Origin of the sequence: Paenibacillus sp. TAF43_2 (assembly GCF_052113545.1) — a bacterium.
Lineage (GTDB): Bacteria > Bacillota > Bacilli > Paenibacillales > Paenibacillaceae > Pristimantibacillus.
Genome location: NZ_JBFRDK010000041.1, coordinates 1 through 19,755, shown reverse-complemented (window position 1 = coordinate 19,755; position 19,755 = coordinate 1). Strand labels below are relative to the sequence as shown.

15 protein-coding genes are annotated in these 19,755 nt (G+C 44.3%); 11 read left to right on the top strand and 4 right to left on the bottom strand.

Annotated elements, in window-relative coordinates:
* Nucleotides 1-21: 21 nt before the first annotated feature.
* The 3 genes from AB4Z17_RS11640 to AB4Z17_RS11630 form a co-directional block, all read right to left on the bottom strand.
* Complete coding sequence (locus AB4Z17_RS11640; RefSeq protein WP_441909224.1) at nucleotides 22-522, bottom strand: PTS sugar transporter subunit IIA; 501 nt, start codon at nucleotides 520-522, stop codon at nucleotides 22-24.
* Between the two features lie 12 nt (nucleotides 523-534).
* Complete coding sequence (locus AB4Z17_RS11635) at nucleotides 535-1,095, bottom strand: PRD domain-containing protein (RefSeq protein ID WP_441959861.1); 561 nt, start codon at nucleotides 1,093-1,095, stop codon at nucleotides 535-537.
* Between the two features lie 264 nt (nucleotides 1,096-1,359).
* On the bottom strand, nucleotides 1,360-2,934 hold the full coding sequence (locus AB4Z17_RS11630; protein WP_441959860.1) for a catalase: 1,575 nt from the start codon (nucleotides 2,932-2,934) through the stop codon (nucleotides 1,360-1,362).
* Nucleotides 2,935-3,148: 214 nt separating this feature from the next.
* Between AB4Z17_RS11630 and AB4Z17_RS11625 the strand changes: the two genes are divergently transcribed.
* The 11 genes from AB4Z17_RS11625 (at nucleotide 3,149) to AB4Z17_RS11575 (ending at nucleotide 18,925) form a co-directional block, all read left to right on the top strand.
* Complete coding sequence (locus AB4Z17_RS11625; RefSeq protein WP_441959859.1) at nucleotides 3,149-3,823, top strand: tetratricopeptide repeat protein; 675 nt, start codon at nucleotides 3,149-3,151, stop codon at nucleotides 3,821-3,823.
* A gap of 134 nt (nucleotides 3,824-3,957) precedes the next feature.
* Nucleotides 3,958-5,703, top strand: a complete 1,746-nt coding sequence (locus tag AB4Z17_RS11620) for a sensor histidine kinase (protein ID WP_441959858.1) — start codon at nucleotides 3,958-3,960, stop codon at nucleotides 5,701-5,703.
* 169 nt (nucleotides 5,704-5,872) lie between these two features.
* Nucleotides 5,873-7,483 (top strand): SWIM zinc finger family protein, encoded by a 1,611-nt coding sequence (locus tag AB4Z17_RS11615; RefSeq protein WP_441959856.1) that lies wholly within the window; start codon nucleotides 5,873-5,875, stop codon nucleotides 7,481-7,483.
* The gene (locus tag AB4Z17_RS11610) at nucleotides 7,480-10,380 is read left to right on the top strand and encodes a DEAD/DEAH box helicase (protein ID WP_441959854.1); all 2,901 of its coding nucleotides are present in this window, start codon (nucleotides 7,480-7,482) and stop codon (nucleotides 10,378-10,380) included. Before AB4Z17_RS11615 ends, AB4Z17_RS11610 begins: the two co-directional genes overlap by 4 nt.
* A 9-nt stretch (nucleotides 10,381-10,389) precedes the next feature.
* Entirely contained in the window at nucleotides 10,390-10,581 is a 192-nt protein-coding gene (locus AB4Z17_RS11605) for a hypothetical protein (protein ID WP_441909232.1), read from the top strand.
* A gap of 207 nt (nucleotides 10,582-10,788) precedes the next feature.
* Nucleotides 10,789-11,988, top strand: a complete 1,200-nt coding sequence (locus AB4Z17_RS11600; RefSeq protein WP_441959853.1) for an extracellular solute-binding protein — start codon at nucleotides 10,789-10,791, stop codon at nucleotides 11,986-11,988.
* Between the two features lie 94 nt (nucleotides 11,989-12,082).
* Nucleotides 12,083-12,964: a carbohydrate ABC transporter permease gene (locus tag AB4Z17_RS11595; RefSeq protein ID WP_076270206.1), complete on the top strand. Its 882-nt coding sequence runs from the start codon at nucleotides 12,083-12,085 to the stop codon at nucleotides 12,962-12,964.
* A complete protein-coding gene (locus tag AB4Z17_RS11590; RefSeq protein WP_441959851.1) occupies nucleotides 12,964-13,809 on the top strand; it encodes a carbohydrate ABC transporter permease in 846 nt (281 codons plus the stop codon). Before AB4Z17_RS11595 ends, AB4Z17_RS11590 begins: the two co-directional genes overlap by 1 nt.
* 19 nt (nucleotides 13,810-13,828) lie before the next feature.
* Nucleotides 13,829-15,640 (top strand): cache domain-containing sensor histidine kinase, encoded by a 1,812-nt coding sequence (locus AB4Z17_RS11585; RefSeq protein ID WP_441959849.1) that lies wholly within the window; start codon nucleotides 13,829-13,831, stop codon nucleotides 15,638-15,640.
* Complete coding sequence (locus tag AB4Z17_RS11580; RefSeq protein ID WP_441959847.1) at nucleotides 15,637-17,277, top strand: response regulator transcription factor; 1,641 nt, start codon at nucleotides 15,637-15,639, stop codon at nucleotides 17,275-17,277. Before AB4Z17_RS11585 ends, AB4Z17_RS11580 begins: the two co-directional genes overlap by 4 nt.
* A gap of 31 nt (nucleotides 17,278-17,308) precedes the next feature.
* Nucleotides 17,309-18,925 (top strand): glycoside hydrolase family 3 protein, encoded by a 1,617-nt coding sequence (locus AB4Z17_RS11575; RefSeq protein WP_441959845.1) that lies wholly within the window; start codon nucleotides 17,309-17,311, stop codon nucleotides 18,923-18,925.
* Nucleotides 18,926-18,980: 55 nt separating this feature from the next.
* Here the strand turns inward: AB4Z17_RS11575 and AB4Z17_RS11570 are convergent.
* Nucleotides 18,981-19,755: YfbR-like 5'-deoxynucleotidase (locus AB4Z17_RS11570; protein ID WP_441959843.1), on the bottom strand; the 775-nt coding region annotated here is incomplete at its 5' end.

Sequence of the window (19,755 nt, the reverse complement as noted above, 5' to 3'; positions counted from 1 at the left end):
TCCAAGTGTAGGGGTGCTTCTTTAGCCGTTCATAGTTGCCTTGAGCAGAAGCTCTTTGCCAGCTGTGACAGAACCGCTGGTGAGCAAATGCTCCAACTGCTTCACATCATCCTCGTTTGCGACAACGATAGGTGTGATGGATGGATAACCTGCAGCTTCGATTTTGGCGCGATCAAATGTTATAAGTGCATCACCGGCTTGAAAGGTGTCACCTGAAGCTACATGAGCCTCAAAACCATCGCCATTTAGTGCTACAGTATTGATGCCGATGTGAATGAGAAGCTGCAGGCCTGATGCATGCTCAATAATAATGGCATGATTGGTATGAATAAGATGAGATACAGTACCTTCGAAAGGTGCGACGATTGTCCCTTCAGACGGCTCAATCGCAAGTCCGTCACCCATATGTTTGCCTGCGAAAGCTTCATCAGGAACAGCGGTTAACGGTACGACCTTTCCTGACAAGGGTGCTGATACTTCAATTGTTTTTTGTTTTGATTTTCCAAAAAGTTTAGATAGCATAATAATATCCTCCTAGTGTTGGTCTGCTTGTTTAATAAGTTGCCCTACCGGTACATTGTGAATTCCAGAATAAACATGAAACGATAAAAACCCTATTTCTTCTTCCGGGATGCCGACGTGGAATTGCTCACTAATCCACTCAGCCAATTTGGCGGCAATTTCGAACTCTAAAGGAAAGCTCTGCTTCGTCTCGTTTAGAAAGGGATTTACAATATCCATGCCATTGTGAAGCCGATAAACAGCAAATTGGATGTGGCTCGGCAGTGTGAAATATAGTTTCGGGTTTACTTCGACACCCGTTTTCTGCTTGATGTAATCGGCTATTCGCTCTGTCATATCAATGATGATTGGATCGATTTCTTCAAGATACGTGTGATATTTCTTCATTTGTTCGGAATCGTCCAAACGAAATCGTTTTTCTATGCGGTTATCGGTTCGATCAATGGTTTGTCCGGCTTTAAGACTGAACCCTAATCCTTTGCCAAAAATGACGTATTCTTTCTCCGTTTGCACATCAATTGTTAATAACACATTGTTGCCGATTGCGCGTTCAACCCGAAAGGCGCGAGCCATACTTGAAATCCCTCCTTTGTCATTAAGGTGCCCATCTGGCAAAAAAAAGAGCCAAGAAAAGAAAACCGTTCTAAAAAGAAATTAGAAGGTAATCTGTTCTTGGCTCATGCCTCTTTTAGTGAGTAACACGCCAATTTCATGTGATTGATCGTTTTAATCGATAAAATGATGTTTAACACCATTCATTTGAATATTAACATCATAAGAATGTAAAACGCTTTCGTCAAGAGGATATTCACTTGAAAAATATCACTTTCATCATTTTCAATAACCGTCAGTGGAATGACCGAGCTCCTCAGAAAGCTCCATCCCTTCGTTTGCAGGCGTTGTTCCAACGTGTTTTGAGCTGTTGCCGAGCTTATCGGTTGTCTGTAGTCCTTCCTTCACACGTTTGCCATATTCGGGATCCGCTTCTGTAAAATGTTGAATCATTTGATCACGAATAACGGTGCTGCATGTGCTAAGTGCATCTACCAAATTTTCGATGAGCTCATCCTTCTCCCAGTCCTCGAATTTGCGATAGGTCTCCCCAGCTTGTTTGAAATTGTTTTGGCGATCGATAGGCTGTTTTACAAGTTTTGCGGAATAGGAGGGCTCATGAGGCTCACCCGGCTTTGGGGCTTCCGTTAATCCGCCCATTGTAGACGGCTCATAATTGACATGCGGATTTTGGCCGGGAGCAATGTCAATATAGAAAGCCATTTGTCCGTCACGCTGATTGGTAGCGACACGTTTCTTCGGTGCGTTGATCGGCAATTGAAGGTAGTTGGAGCCGACGCGGTGGCGCTGAGTATCAGAATAGGAAAACGTCCGGCCCTGCAGCATCTTATCGTCAGAGAAGTCTAGACCATCAACGAGTACGCCTGTGCCAAAGGCCGCTTGCTCGACTTCTGCAAAGTAGTTTTCCGGGTTTTTGTTTAAGACCATCTTCCCAACGGGCAGCATCGGGAACAATTCAGGGTCCCAAAGCTTTGTGTCGTCCAGCGGGTCAAAATCAAACTCTTCATGCTCGTCATCGCTCATCCACTGCACTTGTAATTCCCAAGCTGGAAATTCACCACGTTCGATGGCTTCATACAAATCTTGGGTTCCGTGATTAAAATTTTTCCCTTGGATTTGCTCTGCTTCACTTTGTTTTAGATTGCGAATGCCTTGAAGCGGCTCCCAATGGTATTTGACGAGTACGCCTTCGCCTGCGGCATTAATCCATTTGTATGTATTGACGCCGGAGCCCTGCATTTGCCTATAGTTTGCGGGTATTCCCCAAGGCGAGAACAAAAAGGTAATCATATGGGTAGCTTCCGGCGATTGAGATACAAAATCAAAAAAACGTTCCATACTTTGTACATTGGTGACTGGGTCGGGCTTGAATGCATGAACCATATCAGGAAATTTCATCGCATCCCGTATGAAAAATATTTTCAGATTGTTGCCGACAAGATCCCAGTTGCCATCTTCAGTATAAAACTTTGTAGCGAACCCGCGCGGATCGCGCAGCGTTTCTGGTGAATGGCCTCCGTGAATAACGCTGGAAAAACGAACGAATACGGGCGTACGCTTGCCCGGCTCTTGAAATAGCTTGGCTCTCGTATATTTTGCAATGGGCTCTTCGCCAAGCTTGCCGTAAGCCTCGAAATAACCGTGCGCACCTGCGCCGCGGCCATGCACTACACGTTCTGGAATACGCTCTCTGTCAAAATGAGATATTTTCTCGATGAAATGATAGTTCTCCAGTGTCGACGGACCACGATTGCCAACAGTACGAATATTTTGATTGTCTGAGATAGGGTGACCTTGCCGATCAGTTAATGTCGAATCGGGTGTCTCATTCGTCGCCATGATGTTTTCATCCTCCAATTTAATGCAATTGATATTTCTAGCGTATAGTTTAAGTCATACAAGTTTTTATTATTCATACATTAGATATAGTAATGAAATGCTATTTTTGCTCGAAAAATGTGAAGATTATGGTATGATAGAACCATATTTGTACAATAAATGATGGATTTGCTTACGAATTGAATGTTAATTACAAAGCGTGCAGGAGGACCATATGTTAAAATTTAGTCTTTTAATATTTTTATTTTGGTTGTTTGGCAACCCGTTTATAGCCATTCTTGTCATGCTTCTCCTGCTGTATGTGCTTGATCGTCGTTTTGTCGGGTTAATGCCAAGCATATTTAAACCACTAAAAAGAATATCAAGAATAAAAAAACTGAAACAGCAAATTGATCGGTCGCCAAATGATGTGTCCTCCAAGCATGAGTTGGCTCGTCTTTTAATTGAGAGAAAGAAGTATAAAGAGGCTTTGACATGGCTTGTCCCGCTGCAGCCTATGCTTGATGAATCAGCTGAATTTTGGGATGACTTAGGGACTTGTTATTTATATACTGGTGATGAGGAAAATGGGGTAGCAAGCATACTTCGGGGGCTGGAGCTTAATCCACGCGTCAAATACGGTGCACCATACTTGAATCTAGCGGCTCATTTCTCGAATGGCCAAACGGAGCAAGCGCTTAAGCATATCCAATCCTTTCAATCGATAAACTCCTCATCCTGCGAGGCATATGATCAACTTACTACGATATATAAGAAATTAGGCAATACGGCTGAAGCCAAAAAAGCTATTGAAGAAGGACTTCGAATTTATCGTATGCTTCCTCGTTATAAGAAGCGGCAGGAGCGCAAGTGGGCCGTTCGATTGTTTTTCAAAAAATGGACGGTTTAACCTAGAACGAAATACTAGCGCTTTGGTTGATATTCATGTATTTGTAATCATTTGTTAGTGATTGTCATATTGTCGTTTAGTTTAGGATGATCCATAATGGAAGCTATAATAAATAGAAGGGCAAGATGCTTGAGATGCAACGCAACATTTGGCTTGTGGCGATTAGTATTATCGTCGTTTTAGTTTTATTAAATAATACGGCTTATTATTTTCTCACAAAAAAAACGCTGGAAGATTCCTTTAATGAAGAGCTTCTGACACATGCCAAGCGGCTGGAGATTTCGCTCGAGCAATCCCGCGAAGGCTCGGAACAGTTTCAAAACCAGATTGGACGTGAACTTCGCGCCGCCTCGATTGCAATTCAATATGCGCTTGATCCCGATATTGAGAAAGTAACGACGGAGCAGCTAATGGAGCTGCGCGATAAGCTGGACCTAAGCCACATTACCCTTCTCAAAAAATTGCCTGATGACATTGTTTTATACAAATCATCCAATGCTAAGCAAACCAATATTAGTACAAAAGAATGGAAGCCATGGTACGAGGTGTTCAACCAGCTATTCGAAAACAAAAATGCATCGGTTAATTGGCTTGGACAATCCCTTCCGAACTTCTGGAGCGGACCTTATGAGGTATCGGCAACAAATGTTGATAAGCTTAACAAATGGGGTTACTACTACGACGGAGCTACAAAMTATATTATTGATCCTTATGTAGATTATGAGCGACAACAAAAGTATGAGAATGCGACAGGTGTTCACCGCATGATTGAAAATTCAATTCAAAGCAGCGATTCATTGCTTGAAATTGCTTTTATTAATCCGGAGACATTTCCTGATGGGAAAAATACGATTAATCCGCAAGGCGAGGTTCAAGGCCATAAAGTGCAGGAACCGATCTTTTACGGCACGTATAATATTAAATCAAAGCAGGATACGAATTTAGTCCGCAAAGCTTACTTCTCCAAGAAGACGGTTACCATAAGAGAGAATATCGGCGGCAAAGAGATATTCAAAATGTATATTCCGGTATTTGTTAATGAGCATGGTATTAATATTACCGATCGTGACGGTCAACCTATGAATAGCTATGTGCTAATGATGACCTCTGATTATCACGTCATTCAGGATAAGCTGGACTCTCAGTTTCTGAATTTAGGCATTATCATTTTAATTGTTACCTTTTTCAGTTTGTTGATAGCTGTATTTGCAATGAGATATTACAGGCATTCTCGCGACAAGGTTGTTCGCGTCACGCAGGAGACCTATGTCGAAGAGATTAATCAAATGTTCCAGTCTATTCGAGCGCAGAGGCATGATTTCTTGAATCATGTCCAGACCATTCACTCTCTCGCAGAGCTTAACAAATCGCATGAGCTCGTTGCTTATACGAAGGAGCTGACCGGTGATATTCGATTAATGAACGATATTATCAATATTGGCAATCCGGCCATAGCAGCTTTGGTTCGTTCCAAAATTTCACAAGCAGAAAGCAACAAAATTCAATTCAGCTGCTCCTTTACCGGACTGAATATGCAGGAAATGGGCGTTAGAACGCTTGATGTCAATCGTATGCTTGGCAATTTGATCGATAATGCTTTTGATGAGGTATTGAAATACTCGGAGGATCGACGCCATGTTACGCTTATCGGCAAACAAACGGCGGATATGCTGGAATTTACGGTAACAAATAATTGTGACGATGCGGAGCTTGCCATTTCGAATCCTATATTTGAAGCGGGTTATTCCACTAAGCAGCAGGATCATCAAGGCTTAGGTTTATCGATTGTAAAAACGATTGCGAAGCAATATAAAGGTGATGTTTATGTGGCTGCAGAGCCGGCTGGGAAATTAACATTTACTGTGAAGATGCCATTATAATATTGTTTTATGCCTTGCCGAGCGAAGATCTTCGTCGGTAAGGCTTTTTTTATCCTGCTGCTTATTTCATTTGCAATTGTAATCCAGCTTTTAACGTCAAATGATGGCACCAGCCTTTCTGGCTTGGTATAATAGAAAGAATGCAAGTGAACGGAAAGGAAGCGGGTGAATGTCTATGATGCACCTCAATGAAAAGCTGCACGCGCTAATTGAGCAACAACTGAACGTCCATGTTGAGACAACGATTATGAAGCGGGGCTGGCATTATTACATGGAAGGTAAAGTGAACAGCGCGAATGAGGGAAGCCATGATCATCTTTATGGGGTCGTGCAAGGATCGGATCTTTATGCGGTCATCCTTGATGCTGGTCAGCTGCGTTATAGCTCATGTACTTGTCCCTATACAGGATTTTGCAAGCATATGGCTGCTGTTTATTTTCAATATTGCAGTCAGCAGGAGGGGGGACATACACTGGCGGAGCGATCCTATTTTCGCTTGCTGGGGTTGTCTTCCGCGAGTGCGCTGCTCAAAAATACACAGGCTGCAGCACCGCCGCCCGAAGCTGCCCCTGTTTTGCCTCGTGAACCCGGTGAACAAGCGTCAGCTGAGGAGTGGCTGGAATGGATGGAAGCGACACATGGCGACGTATGGCGGAAATGCCGGCACTCACTCCATGCTCTTCAACCATTGTTGTCCTCATTAAAGGGGCTGGCCAAGGATTGGGAAAAACCGTTGCAGCGTTTGCATTGGTCAACAGCCATCATCTTTGTGCTGGAGCAAGCAGAGCGAGCGATCAATACAGTGGACTCGTTCAGCAGATATTATCATGAAATGTCGTTCATCCGGATGGCTGAGCCTTGGGTGGAGCATTTATATACATTGGTATCCGAGCTAACTCCTGAAGCAATGGAGCTGCGGGAAGAAGCATGGGCAGATGCCTTAATTGCCCGGGTGAAAGTATGGGCATCGAGTACCGAAAAGCAGCTTTTTGACTGGGAGTATATCTATTTAGTTTTGTGCGAGAAACTGTCGGAGAGCCGCAGCTGGTTTGAGCGGGAGTTAGCGTCGATGGTTGAGCTGTCGATGAATGAAAATGTCGAAGACGTCAATAAGGCATTTTTGCATACTGCGATTGGCATCATGTATTTTTTTGACAAGCAGGATGAGAAGGCAATTGCTCATTTTGCATTAACAAGCTTTGAGCGCTCTCAGAAAGTGATGTATCCTTGCGCCGCACAGCGGATGGAAGAAGGGAAATGGGAGCTTGTAGAGCAGTGGATGAGCTTCTTGTTCGAGCGAATCAATAAATCGAAAAATGGCCGTTCGGTGGGACCGTTCGTAACATTATGCCGAAGAGCAGATCTTGACCGGCCTGAGATGCCGATATGGACCGATTATATGAAGCAATTGCTGCCCCATTCTTATTCAGAATTATCTGACCATTGGCTGGGTCAGAAGCGTTATGAAGAATGGGCTGATTTGCAAATGCTGATTGGATCAAGCCCTGAGGATGTCGGCGCTCATGCGCTTCGAGAAATTGCTAAGCTTGCGCCTCGCGCGCTAATGCCCATGTATCATCAATCGGTTGAATCGTCCATCCAATCACGGAACCGTCAAGGCTACCGAATTGCGGTTAAGCAGCTTAAGAAGCTGGAGCGGTTATATAAAGCAGATAAAGATGAAGTGAGATGGAATCAATATATTTCTGGACTTGTAAGTAAGCATCAGCGATTGCGAGCATTTCAGGAAGAGCTGTGGAAAGGGAAAATAGTTACATGAGAACTTACATTGGCGCGCGCAAGTTGACGATAGACGGATTTTGGAGCGAAGAAGAGGGTACGTCCATTTGGTTAAGCGCTGTCGATCGCAAGGATTCCGCGGATGGCAAGCTGCGATCCTTATTGTTCGCATGGCACAAGGCATCTTGGTATGGAGCGGATGTAGAGGAAGTCAGTGTTGGTGAGCGTAAGATGCTGAAGGTTCCGCCGCTCCTTGCCATTGATTATTTATCCTCGCCTCAGCATGTTCGCCTGCTTCAAGTAGAGTGGACGGAGCGATTGACGGTCTTGATGCAAATGGCAGAGTTAATAAGAATTGCGCTTCTTAACGGTTGGTATATGCCTGATTGGGAGCGTTGGACGGAAGAGAAGCGAAGCTGGAGAATGGCTATTCCTGAGCAGGATACCGAGCGCAACCAGCAATGGAATGCTATTGTAGCAGCTGCTAATCAGAACGGCGATAAAGGAATTGAACAGTGGATTAGCGGAGCAATTGAGCAAATGATTGAAGAAAACGAACAGGCGGCACAGGCTTGGAGGGAAATAGGCAATGCTTCTGGAGAAGCGGTGCTGAGGAGAAAAGCGGTTGATGAGGAAGATTGGCTCATTGCCATTGGGCTTAGGAAGGATGTCCTTCCATTCCGAATTGCGCTTCAGCTGGTGGAGCCGCAGGAGTCATCCATTTGGAGGCTTCGACCCGCTCTGCAAAATCGTGATGGCGGACCGTGGCTGCCTATTCGCCAGAATATCAGTGAGGACGGCTGGGAAGCGGATACGGATGATGGACAAATCATTCCGCAAGAATGGCTTCCGCTTCTAGATGGCAAACTGGCTAAGGAGCAGCAGAAATGGATGAATGCTCTTCCTGATCTAACAGAAGCGGAAAACGACGACAAGCTAAGATACACCTTATCGGATAATGAAGCATGGAAGTTTCTTGAGCATGCAAGCGTTCAACTGCTGGAGGCAGGTTGTCCGGTCTTATTGCCTAGCTGGTGGGAAGCGGTTCGCAATCGCAAGCTTCGTTTGAAGGCGAAGATGAAATCTTCAGTAGGCTCAGCGGCCCAGCCCATGTTTGGACTTGATCAAATCGTACAATTTGATTGGAAGCTGGCTCTTGGTGATGTGAATTTGACCGAAGCCGAATTTCTGCAGTTGGCAGAGCAAAACCGTCGTCTCTTCAATGTCGGCGGCGAATGGGTTCATTTGGACCCACAGGATGTGACGCAAATTAAACAGTGGCTGAAGCGGATGGGTAAACGCAAAGGACTATCTTTCCGTGATGTGCTGGAAATGCATTTAAGAGGCGGCATCCCGCTCGATGACAGCGGTGAGCTTGATTCGTCTATGGACACGGAAGTTGAGCTGAATGACCATTTAACGGCATGGCTCACGCAGCTGCAGCAAATTAAGGAAATACCGCAGGCGGAAATTCCAGCTACGTTTTTGGGAGAGCTTCGACCATACCAGCATGAAGGCGTATCGTGGCTGCTTTTTCTTAGGAAATTCGGGCTTGGCGGTGTGCTTGCAGATGATATGGGACTCGGAAAAACGATTCAATTTATGGCTTACCTTGTCTATATTAAGGAGAAGAAGCTTCAAATGGGAGGGCCTTCGCTGCTTATTTGCCCAACTTCAGTAATAGGCAACTGGGAGAAGGAGCTCGAGCGTTTTGCTCCCTCGCTTAATGTCATGCTGCATTACGGCAACAAACGGGAGAAAGGCGAATCATTCCGCGATTCCGTTTCAGGGGCAGATTTGGTCATAACTTCTTACTCCTTGGCACAGCTGGATGAAGATGATTTGTGTTTAGTGGATTGGGATGCTCTTTGCCTCGATGAAGCGCAAAATATTAAAAACGTATATACAAAACAATCTACAGCAATAAGGAGACTGCCTTCGAATCATCGCCTGGCTCTGACAGGAACGCCGATGGAAAATCGATTGACAGAGCTCTGGTCGATCTATGATTTTATAAATCCGGGTTATCTTGGCAATATGACCGAGTTCCGCAAGGAGATCGTCACACCGATAGAGAAAACACGAGATGAGAAGCTTATTGCTGGCCTTCAAAGCTGGGTAAAACCATTCATGCTGCGAAGAATTAAGAAGGACCCTTCGATTCAGCTGTCTTTGCCGGATAAAAATGAAACGAAGCTGTATATGACGTTGACAGCTGAACAAGGCGCGATGTATGAAAATTTAGTCGCAGATCTCCTTGAGAATTTGGATAAACTAGGTCCAATGCAGCGCAGAGGTCTCATTCTTGCAGCTTTAACCAAGCTGAAACAATTATGTGATCATCCTTCCCTGCTTAATCATGAGCATACCGCGGCTTTATGGGAAATAGAACGTTCGAATAAAGTAGCAAGGCTGCTTGAAATGTGCGAGGAAATAGCTGCCGAAGGTGAACGCTGCCTTATCTTTACCCAATATATCGATATGGGGCACCAACTGAAGCAGCTGCTTGAGGAGCGAATAGGTTTGCCGGTTCCTTATTTGCATGGCGGCGTGCCTAAGGTCAAGCGGGATCAAATGATTGAGCAGTTTCAAAATGCGGAGGAGCCGTGCTGCGCATTTGTCCTTTCACTAAAAGCGGGGGGAACGGGTCTTAATCTGACCGCTGCAAACCATGTTTTCCATTTCGACCGGTGGTGGAATCCTGCCGTTGAGAACCAAGCGACCGACCGGGCATTCCGAATCGGCCAGACGAAGAAGGTTCAGGTGCATAAGTTTATTACACTCGGAACGCTTGAAGAGAAAATTGACGAGATGATTGAGCGAAAGCAGTCGCTTAACGATCAAGTGGTCGGTCAATCGGAGCAGTGGATTACGGAAATGTCTACTGAGGATCTTAGGGAGCTTTTTGCACTGCGCAAAGGCTGGCTAAAGGGATGAGGGATATAATTGTCGGATGGCAGTTTACGTGCAAAGCAAGAAAAATTGCAGCTTGAAGGTCAAAAAACGAATAGTGAAGATAAAACATCACATAATGAAAACAATATTATAGTGGAAAATAACCATATACAAGGTTCTATTCCAGAATGGCAGCGATTTTATGAGGTTGTTAGAGGGATAACAAAGGATATGCGTTACTAAAACGTAAAATTAATTTACATAGCCCGTCGGGAAAAGTAACCCGACGGGCTATAAGATTTTATCCCTCTTTTGAAAAATGAGAGAATTGTCTCCCTAACTCGTCGTTTTTTTGACCTCCTTTGAATTGGTTCTGCAGGACTATAATAAATGTGCGAGGCAAACAAGCAACACCATAAACGAGGAGGTCTTCCCAATGAAAACGTAACATTGTCCCTTCGCCACACTCAAATTAAAGAAACAAGCAAAACTCGTTTGAAAATTCTTGAAGATGTTGTTGCAAAAACACAAGACGAAAATAAAGGTCTTACTTTCAAGCTTGAAGGTATCGACGAGATCGTTAACCGCGATCAAAAGCTGAAAGCTGAAATGGCTGCTGGCAACCCTCCTGATATTTTTGAAGTATTCGGTGGAGCAGACCTTAACCTTTACGTAAAAGCTAACCGCATGCTTGACTTGACACCAATCATTGCAGAACTTGGCCTTACAGACAAATTTGCAAGCTTGGACGAGTTCACTGTAGATGGCAAAGTATATGGCCTTCCTTTCGGCGGCTATAGCGAAGCGATTTTCTACAACAAGAAAATTTTCTCTGAGCTAGGCTTGGAAATTCCTACAACTTGGACGCAATTGGTTGAAATCTCCGAAAAAATCAAAACAGCTGGCTACACACCACTTGGTTTGGCTGCTAAAGACGGCTGGGTAAACGGTATGCTTTGGAACACAGTTATGGAGCGTAACGTTGGCATCCAAGCATTCAGCGATGTTGTTGCTGGTACTGCAAAATGGACTGATCCTAACTTCGTTAAAGGTCTAGCTTCTTATGCTGAGCTTGTTAACAAAGATTTCTTCACTAAAGGTGCTTTAGGTCTTGCATACGCAGATCAAGGTGCGCAATTGCTTTCCGGTAAAGCAGCAATGGTATTCACAGGAACTTGGGATGCTAACCGCTTCTCAGGCGACGAAGCAGGCGACCTTAAAGGTCAAATCGGTTACTTCGCATTCCCTTCAATCGAAGGCGGCGCTGGCGACCAAACATCAATCAACGCATCATACTCAAACGGCTTTGGTTTCTCTGCTACGCTAACTGAAGATCAAATTGCAGCAGTTAAGAAATTTATCGCTAACTTCTATTCCGAAGAGGTTCAAAAACGTACTTTGGTAGAAGACAAATTGCTTCCTTCTTTGAAACTAAGCGATCTATCTGGTGTTGACCCGCTTACAACTGAAATCTTGACGGTTATGGCTAACGCTTCCAGCTCATGGAAAGCTTATGATGCAATCGTTCAACCAGCAGTAGGCGCTGACATTAACGTTGGTATTCAAGAGCTTATCGGTAAAGTAAGCACACCAGAAAAAGTAGCTGCAAAAATTCAAGCATCGCAAGATAAAGCGAACGCAGCTAAGTAATCGCAACACATTACATTCGATCCTGCTATGCAAGAGGGTGTGCTTCCTTCCTGGAGGGCACCCTCTTTTAACGCTAGGACAAAAGGAGGACATTATGAACAGAGCGCTCAAAAATCCGATTACTTACGTGGCGTTCATTATTCCGACGCTTGCTTTATATGCTTTGTTTTTTGTTTATCCCGTTATCGTATCTTTTTTTTACGGTTTCTTTCGTTGGGATGGCATTACTGAGAAGGTGTTTATCGGATTTGATAACTTTACGAGATTGTGGCAGGATGAAATTTTTAGAAAAGCACTTTTAAACAACTTTTATTTCATGGCGTTTTCCCTAATCGTGAACATTCCGCTCGTCTTCTTGATTTCGATCATTATTAGTAAAGTTAGACGGATGCGTGACTTTTACAAATCGGCCGTATTTGTGCCGGTTGTTATATCGACGGCTACTGTAGCCATATTGTTCGGCGTTTTGTACAACTATGATTCAGGAATGATCAATCAATTAATTCGTCTTGTTGCACCAGAAAGCTGGGCGCGCGAATGGTTGTCGGATCCCAAGCTTGCAATGCTCTCGATTCTTATCGCGAATGCATGGCAAAATATCGGCTTCTTCATAGTACTTTGTTTGGCAGCAATTCTAAACATTCCGAAAGAAATTATCGAAGCTTCTAAGCTGGATGGCGTAACCGGCTGGCAAGAAACATGGATGATCACATTGCCGCTTGTAAGACCAATCCTATTTGTAATGCTGCTTCTTTCTGTTTCGGGAACGATGAAGGTGCTTGATATCGTACAAATCATGACGAACGGCGGTCCTTTCCAATCCACAGAAGTTATGGCGACTTATATGCTTAAAGTTGGCTTCCGCTCTCTTGAACTTGGATATGGCAGCGCGATCGGTGTTGCGATGTTCATTATTATTTTGATTCTTACGGGTATTTTACAGCGCATCACAAAAAGCGAGGAGGTGCAGTACTAATGGAACGTTCCCGAGGCACACAATGGTGGATGCATACATTTTTAATGGGGTATGTTGCAGTAGTGCTCTTCCCTCTGTTATGGTTATTCATGTCATCATTCAAAACAAACCGTGAAATAACTGTAAATACATGGTCTTTGCCAACTAGCTTTAACTTCGATAACTATATCGCTGCTTGGGAAACGGCTAATATTGGTAAATATGCGCTGAATAGTACAATTGTAACCGTTGCAGCTTGTGTATTGACGCTCCTTTTTGCAGCGATGACCTCATTTGCGATTGCGCGGATGAAGTACACGAAGATGAATAAAGCTGTTTATAATTTCATTTTGCTTGGCCTAATCGTCCCAGCGGGTGCATTGTTTATCCCGTTGTACCGTTTAATTCAAAAGATCCATTTGTTTGGACAGCCATTATATGATACGCATTGGTCATTAATTTTGGTATACACCACATATGCTTTGCCGATAACCGTGTTTATTATTTATGCATTTATGCTTTCGATTCCAAATGAACTTGAGGAAGCTGGCATTATGGACGGGCTAGGCGCAAGCGGTCTGTTCTTCAGAATTATTATTCCGATTTCGATGCCGGCACTAGTTACTGTTTTTATTTTAAATTTCATTGRCAATTGGAACGAATATATTTTGTCCCAACTATTTATAACATCTGAATCACTCAAAACACTTCCAACGGGTATGGCAACCTTTAATGATGGCTATCGCACAAACTTTGCATCGCTGTCTGCTGCGGTAATCATAAGCATTATTCCGGTCCTGGTTGTGTATGTGTTTTTGCAGCGTCAAATCATTGAAGGTATGACTGCAGGCAGTGTGAAGGGATAAGAAAGAAGGAGCCTCCTAGATGAACTTGAGACCGAAATTGATGCTTGCATTCATATTTCTGATCGTCATTCCGATGATTGGCCTCGGCATATTCTCATTCATTAACTCTGAGACGCTGCTGGAGAAAAAGTATAGCGAGCAAACCGAAATTTCGCTCAGGGCTGTAGGAGGCAATATTCATTATTTCTTTCGAGAGCTTGATCAGCTATCCGATGGTAATTTAACGAGCACAGAAGTGCAGGATACACTGAAATACAGCTCGTATAATTCCAATGATGCCGGCACACTCATTCAAATTAACCAAGCAGAGAAAGAAATGAAACGGATTTTGTTCCAACACCCCGCTGTCAGCTTTGTTGTGCTGTATGCGAAGGATGGGACAATGTTCCGCTCTTACCGCAACGATCCGACGACGTTCAAGCCTATTTCCTTCGATATGCTCAAGCAGCATTCTGTTTATAAGGATGTAATGAATCTTGGCGGACGTCCGCTTTGGATTGGACCTTATGAGCAGCGTGAGCTGACAGGTGTTGAACCGCCTCTATTTACACAAATTCGTGTCGTTAAAGATATTGAGTCATTTAATGATTTGGGCGTAATGATTACGCAGTACAAAACGGAAGAAATATCGAGCATGCTCAAAACCTTTCAAAACCCGCAATCCAATGCAGCTGAAACAAGATACCTCATTGTCAATAAAGCAGGCCTTATTATGCTGGACAGCAAAAAAAAGATGGATGGTCATAATATAAATGAACAGACCGATTCATTGCCTCAGCACACGAATAACTACAACAGCTCGCGAGAAAAGTTTGAAGGTATAGACAGTCTTGTTTCTTCCTATCAATTGGATCGCAATGGTTGGATACTCGTGTCCATAAAGCCTTGGGATTCACTTACTAACGAAAATGTTCGGTTTGTCCAGTGGATTGGGATGATTACGGTCCTTGGTTTGCTATCGGCGGTATTGTTCAACGTCTTTTTTGTTAACCGAGTAGCGAAAACGATCATTAAAGTTGTTCGTAAAATGAGATTGGTTGAGCAGGGGTTGCTTGATATTCGAGTAACAGCTCAAGGTAAGGATGAAACCTTTCTACTGGCCAACAGCTTCAATAGTATGGTTGAGCGAATCGGCAATTTGCTAAGTGAAGTGCGCAGAGAGCAGGCACGTAAGCAGCATGCGGAAATGATGCTTATGCAGGCACAGATTAAACCGCATTTCCTATTTAATACGCTCGAATCAATTAATGCTCTTGCAGCACAAAATGAAGGCGCAAAAATTATGTTGATGGTGCGCAGATTAAGCAATTTGCTTCGCACAAGCATGCATCAATCCGAAGAAATAAGGATCAGTCAAGAAATTGAGCATGTCCGCAGTTATTTGGAAATACAGAAATACCGCTTCGAGGAGCTTTTCTCATACGAATTGAATGTCCCGGCAGAAGCACTAGATTTCTCCATACTAAAGCTTTCGCTTCAACCGCTCGTAGAAAATAGCATTCAGCATGGGTTTGATGGTTATGAAGACGGACAAGGCAGGATATCAATTGACGTAACTGCTGAGCCTCATCAGATCGTCATTATGGTTCGTGACAACGGATTAGGCATGAGCTCCAGAGTGCTGACTAAGCTGTCAGCAGAGTCAGACTCTGAAAGCAAGCAGACGGATGCTGCGCAAATGGGTGAGAGAAGAGGACTTGGATTACGAAATGTTGCAGATCGCTTGCGCATACATTATGGTCCTGCGTTCGGTTTGTGGATTTGTAGTCAAGAGGGCAGCGGGACCGTTATTCGCTGTGTAATTCCGAAGAGCAGAGGTGATCAGCTATGACGGGCAAAGTACTCCTAGTTGACGATGAGGCACATATTACGAGAAATTTAGAAAAAGTTATTCCCTGGGAAATGCTAGGTCTTACCGTTGGCGGTACAGCTAAAAATGGTGTTGAAGCGTTAGAGCTAATGGAGCAGCAACATTTTGATTTATTGCTGTGCGATATTCGCATGCCGGTTATGGACGGCTTGGAGCTTGTTCGGCATATCCGTGATAAAGCAATGACTTGCGATATTATTATGCTGTCGGGATATCAGGATTTCGCTTATACGCGAACAGCAATTCAATTTGGCGTCAACGATTATGTGTTAAAGCCGATACCTTATGATGAATTGACTGGTGTTATTGCTAGAGTGATGTCTACTCAGCGCAGTAAGCAGAAGCTGCAGCAGGAAGAGAAGCAGAAGCTCGGCCGGATGATCGATCTCGCTAGCGAGAAAATTTTGTACGATATTATTATGGATTATACCGATGTTACTGCAGATAATTGGMTCTTGACCGGAGATGAACAGCAGCTCAAGCGGCAGCAGTTCGTCTTAATTGTGCTTGATCTTGATGTAAGCTCGGAGAAGACGAAGGATTGGCGTGACTGGTCCGATAAGGAAAGAAAGCTGTGGAATTTTGCTGTATGTAATGTACTTCGGGAGAAGCTGCAGCAAAATGGGCTGCATCATGCGGTCATTCAAATTCGAGATGGTGAGTGGTGTGTACTCATTGAAACGGAGAAAACGGCTGAATTTGATATTGCCTTCATTAAAAACTGGGCAGACATGTTGTTGTCTGCGATTAAGAGCCATGTAAAGCTGAATTTATTTGCAGGTATTTATCATAAGTTTGCAGCGGTTGCTGACTTATCCCAAGCCTATAAGCTAGTACAGCAAGGGATGCAGCTTACGCCTGTCCATGACATTATCGCTATTTATCCATCCGCTCAGCAAAAATCATCGCAAGCAGATCAAGCGTTTTGGGATACTGCGGAGAAATTAATTGGAGCGGTTAAACGCGGGGATACGATAAGCGTAGACAGCGAGCTTCAAAGTATTACGCTGCTGTTGCAGAGAATGAATGAGCCTTCATTAAATCGTGTAAAGCCGCTGCTTCATTTCTTTGTCCTGCATCTTATGCGCGAGATGAAAGAAATGGGCGTATTTACTCGCGAGCAAGAGGATATGCTTTGGCGGAGATTGGATCGCCGCTTTGGCATTAAGGATTTATTATCAGTTATTCGTCAAGTTACGAATACGGTCTCGGAGAAATCTATGGATAAGAAAAAGCAATCGGAACGTTCAATGGCTGAAGCGAAAGCCTTTTTGGACCGCAATCTTTATCGCGATCTAAGTGTTGAAGAAACGGCAACTCATGTCGGTTTAAGCACCTCTTATTTTAGTTTATTGTTCAAGCAGACTTTTGGCGAAACGTTTATCGAATATGTAACGCGGCAGCGGATGGAGCGCGCGAAGGCAATGCTTGGGGAATCACTCAAGAGCGTTGCACAAATCGCGAAGGAAGTCGGTTATGCGGAGCGGCGATATTTTACAAAAGTATTTATGAAATATACAGGTGAGAATCCTACCGATTATCGTACGAGACGGCAAGAGGGCGGACAACATAACGAGGCTTTGAATGAGCCGTCGTAATAGGGTTGATAAGTGAAGGGACGGGGAAGCATTGACGACAACGCGTGAGTGGGATAACTGGAGCTTGAAGAAGAAGGTTGGACAATTATTTGTATTTGGTTTTCATGGCTTTGAGCCAACGGCGCAAATCAAGCAGTTAATTGAAACGAGCGGGATTGGCGGAACGATCTATTTTTCCCGCAATGTGAAAGATGCTAAGCAGGTGCACAAGCTTAGCGGCGAGCTTCAAAGCATCGCAAGAAAAGCTGGCAATCCGCCTCTATTCGTAGCGATCGATCAAGAAGGCGGCATGGTTGCAAGACTAGTTGACGGTGTAACGCTTATGCCGGGCAATATGGCACTTGGTGCAACCGGCGATAAGGAGAGCGCTAGAGAGACAGCATTTGTATGTGGTGAAGAGCTTCGTCAATTGGGTGTTACGATGAATTATGCGCCTTGTATTGATGTTAACAATAATCCGGATAACCCCGTTATTAATGTACGTTCGTATAGCGACCGCTCTGATGTTGTTGCGGAACTCGGAGCAGCCGCAGTAGCAGGCTATCAAGCTGCACGAGTTGCTGCGACAGTTAAGCATTTTCCAGGGCATGGCGATACGGCGGTGGATTCCCATCATGCGCTGCCGATATTGCTGCATGGGCGTGATCGATTAGATGCGATTGAGTTGAAGCCATTCCGCGCTGCAATTGAAGCAGGCACGGATTGCATTATGACAGCGCATGTTTGCTTGCCTGCGCTTGATCCATCCGGCGTGCCATCGACTTTGTCAGAGCCTGTCATCACGGGGTTACTGCGCAAAGAGCTTGGTTATGACGGGATTGTTGTGACAGATTGTTTAGAGATGGATGCGATTGATAAAACCTATGGTCCAGAGCAGGGCGCTATTAAGGCGCTGCAAGCGGGAGCCGATATGGTGCTGATCAGCCATACATTTGATAAACAATGGGCTGCCCTAGAAGCCGTTGTGCGTGCTGTTGAGAATGGTGAGCTTGCAGAAGCTCGTATTAACGAGGCGCTAAATCGGATTATGACACTTAAGGAGAAGCTTGTGCTTGAGGAGCCTTTGCTGCCGTGGTCACAAGTGGAATGGGAAATTGGTACGGAAGTAAATCGAGCGGTTGCAATTAAATGGAGCGAGGCTTCAGTTACATTAGTAAAAGACGATGGGCCATTGCTGCCATTAAGCCGCGAGAAAAGCACGCTCGTATTGTGGCCCAAAATTGTCCCTGTTTCGGTGGCTGACGAAATGCTATCAGGCGACGGCTCATTAGGTCACTTTCTTGGGGAGTATGGAGCTAATATCGTCGAGCGTCAAATGGATGACGACCATCCACTCGCTGATTTGGAAACATTCTCACAAATTGTCGTTGTCACTTACGACGCTTCGAAGCATCCGGTAGAGCGCGATATTGCACGCGAGGTCGTAAAATTGGCACCGGAGCGTACGATAGCTGTGTCGGTTCGGAACCCGCTTGATTTATTGCTTTATCCGGAAGTGAAAACCTATTTGGCAGTGTATGAGTGTCGTCCACTCGCGCTTGCTGCTGCAGCGAGAGTATTGTTAGGTGATCTCAAACCGCAAGGCAAGCTGCCGTTAGAAATATCGGCTGCTTATCCATTTGGCTGGAGTGCTGCTGTCCATAGCTAATATAAACCAAAGCTGGGCCGCGAGATATATCTCGCGGCTATTTTGTATGGAACACTTATTGTCCAATCAAATTGGAATAGGTTAAGTCATGCAAAATATAGGCAAGGAAAAAAACAACACAGTCATTCTCATAGCGATGCTGAACCTTCACCAGCTGGTTATAATAAGTATCAGCGTAATGAGGGTTATTTCGCATCTCAAGGCTTGCTTTGATTAAGGCGTCCAGCTTGTCGGAAATATCAACGAGCTCGCCATTTGCATCTGCTGACTTGCTGTGTACTATGAATTCGGTCATATCTTCATGAAAAAACGATGGAAGCTTATTAATCATGAACTGAGCGGTTTCTTTCTCGTATTGCTCGAAAGCGTGTTTAATGTCTGGATTATTGTGCTTGAAATTCGATACAACATCGCCGGATAAAGCTTCAGGCAAATCATGAAGGGCAGCTTTGGCGAGCAGCTTATAGAGATCGATATTTTTATTGCCGAAGCGCTCGATTTCAAGAAGCCCATTAAACAAAGCAAGTGAAGCGACTCGGAAAGAATGTGTCGCATCATTGTCTGGAACGAGATTATAGCTGCCGTTCCATCTTTTTACGGTATCGAGATTCATAATGTATTGGATAAATTCATAAAAGCCATCATGTTTATCGTATTCATCGAGCAGCCAGTGTATGGATGGAAGCTCTGTGCTTCGCAGCACTTGTTCAAGCTCCTTATATTTGGCATGAAAGAAAGGATTCGTGTCATAACGGGATTCTCTGTGACAATACAAATAGGCATCCAACGTATCGATGGCATCAACTAATCTTCCAATAGGAGAATCATCT

What these genes read in the sequence shown, in the direction of transcription:
- AB4Z17_RS11640 (WP_441909224.1), bottom strand. Translation starts at nt 522, where the DNA reads ATGCTATCTAAACTTTTTGGAAAATCAAAACAAAAAACAATTGAAGTA.
- AB4Z17_RS11635 (WP_441959861.1), bottom strand. Translation starts at nt 1,095, where the DNA reads ATGGCTCGCGCCTTTCGGGTTGAACGCGCAATCGGCAACAATGTGTTA.
- AB4Z17_RS11630 (WP_441959860.1), bottom strand. Translation starts at nt 2,934, where the DNA reads ATGGCGACGAATGAGACACCCGATTCGACATTAACTGATCGGCAAGGT.
- AB4Z17_RS11625 (WP_441959859.1), top strand. Translation starts at nt 3,149, where the DNA reads ATGTTAAAATTTAGTCTTTTAATATTTTTATTTTGGTTGTTTGGCAAC.
- AB4Z17_RS11615 (WP_441959856.1), top strand. Translation starts at nt 5,873, where the DNA reads ATGTCTATGATGCACCTCAATGAAAAGCTGCACGCGCTAATTGAGCAA.
- AB4Z17_RS11610 (WP_441959854.1), top strand. Translation starts at nt 7,480, where the DNA reads ATGAGAACTTACATTGGCGCGCGCAAGTTGACGATAGACGGATTTTGG.
- AB4Z17_RS11595 (WP_076270206.1), top strand. Translation starts at nt 12,083, where the DNA reads ATGAACAGAGCGCTCAAAAATCCGATTACTTACGTGGCGTTCATTATT.
- AB4Z17_RS11585 (WP_441959849.1), top strand. Translation starts at nt 13,829, where the DNA reads ATGAACTTGAGACCGAAATTGATGCTTGCATTCATATTTCTGATCGTC.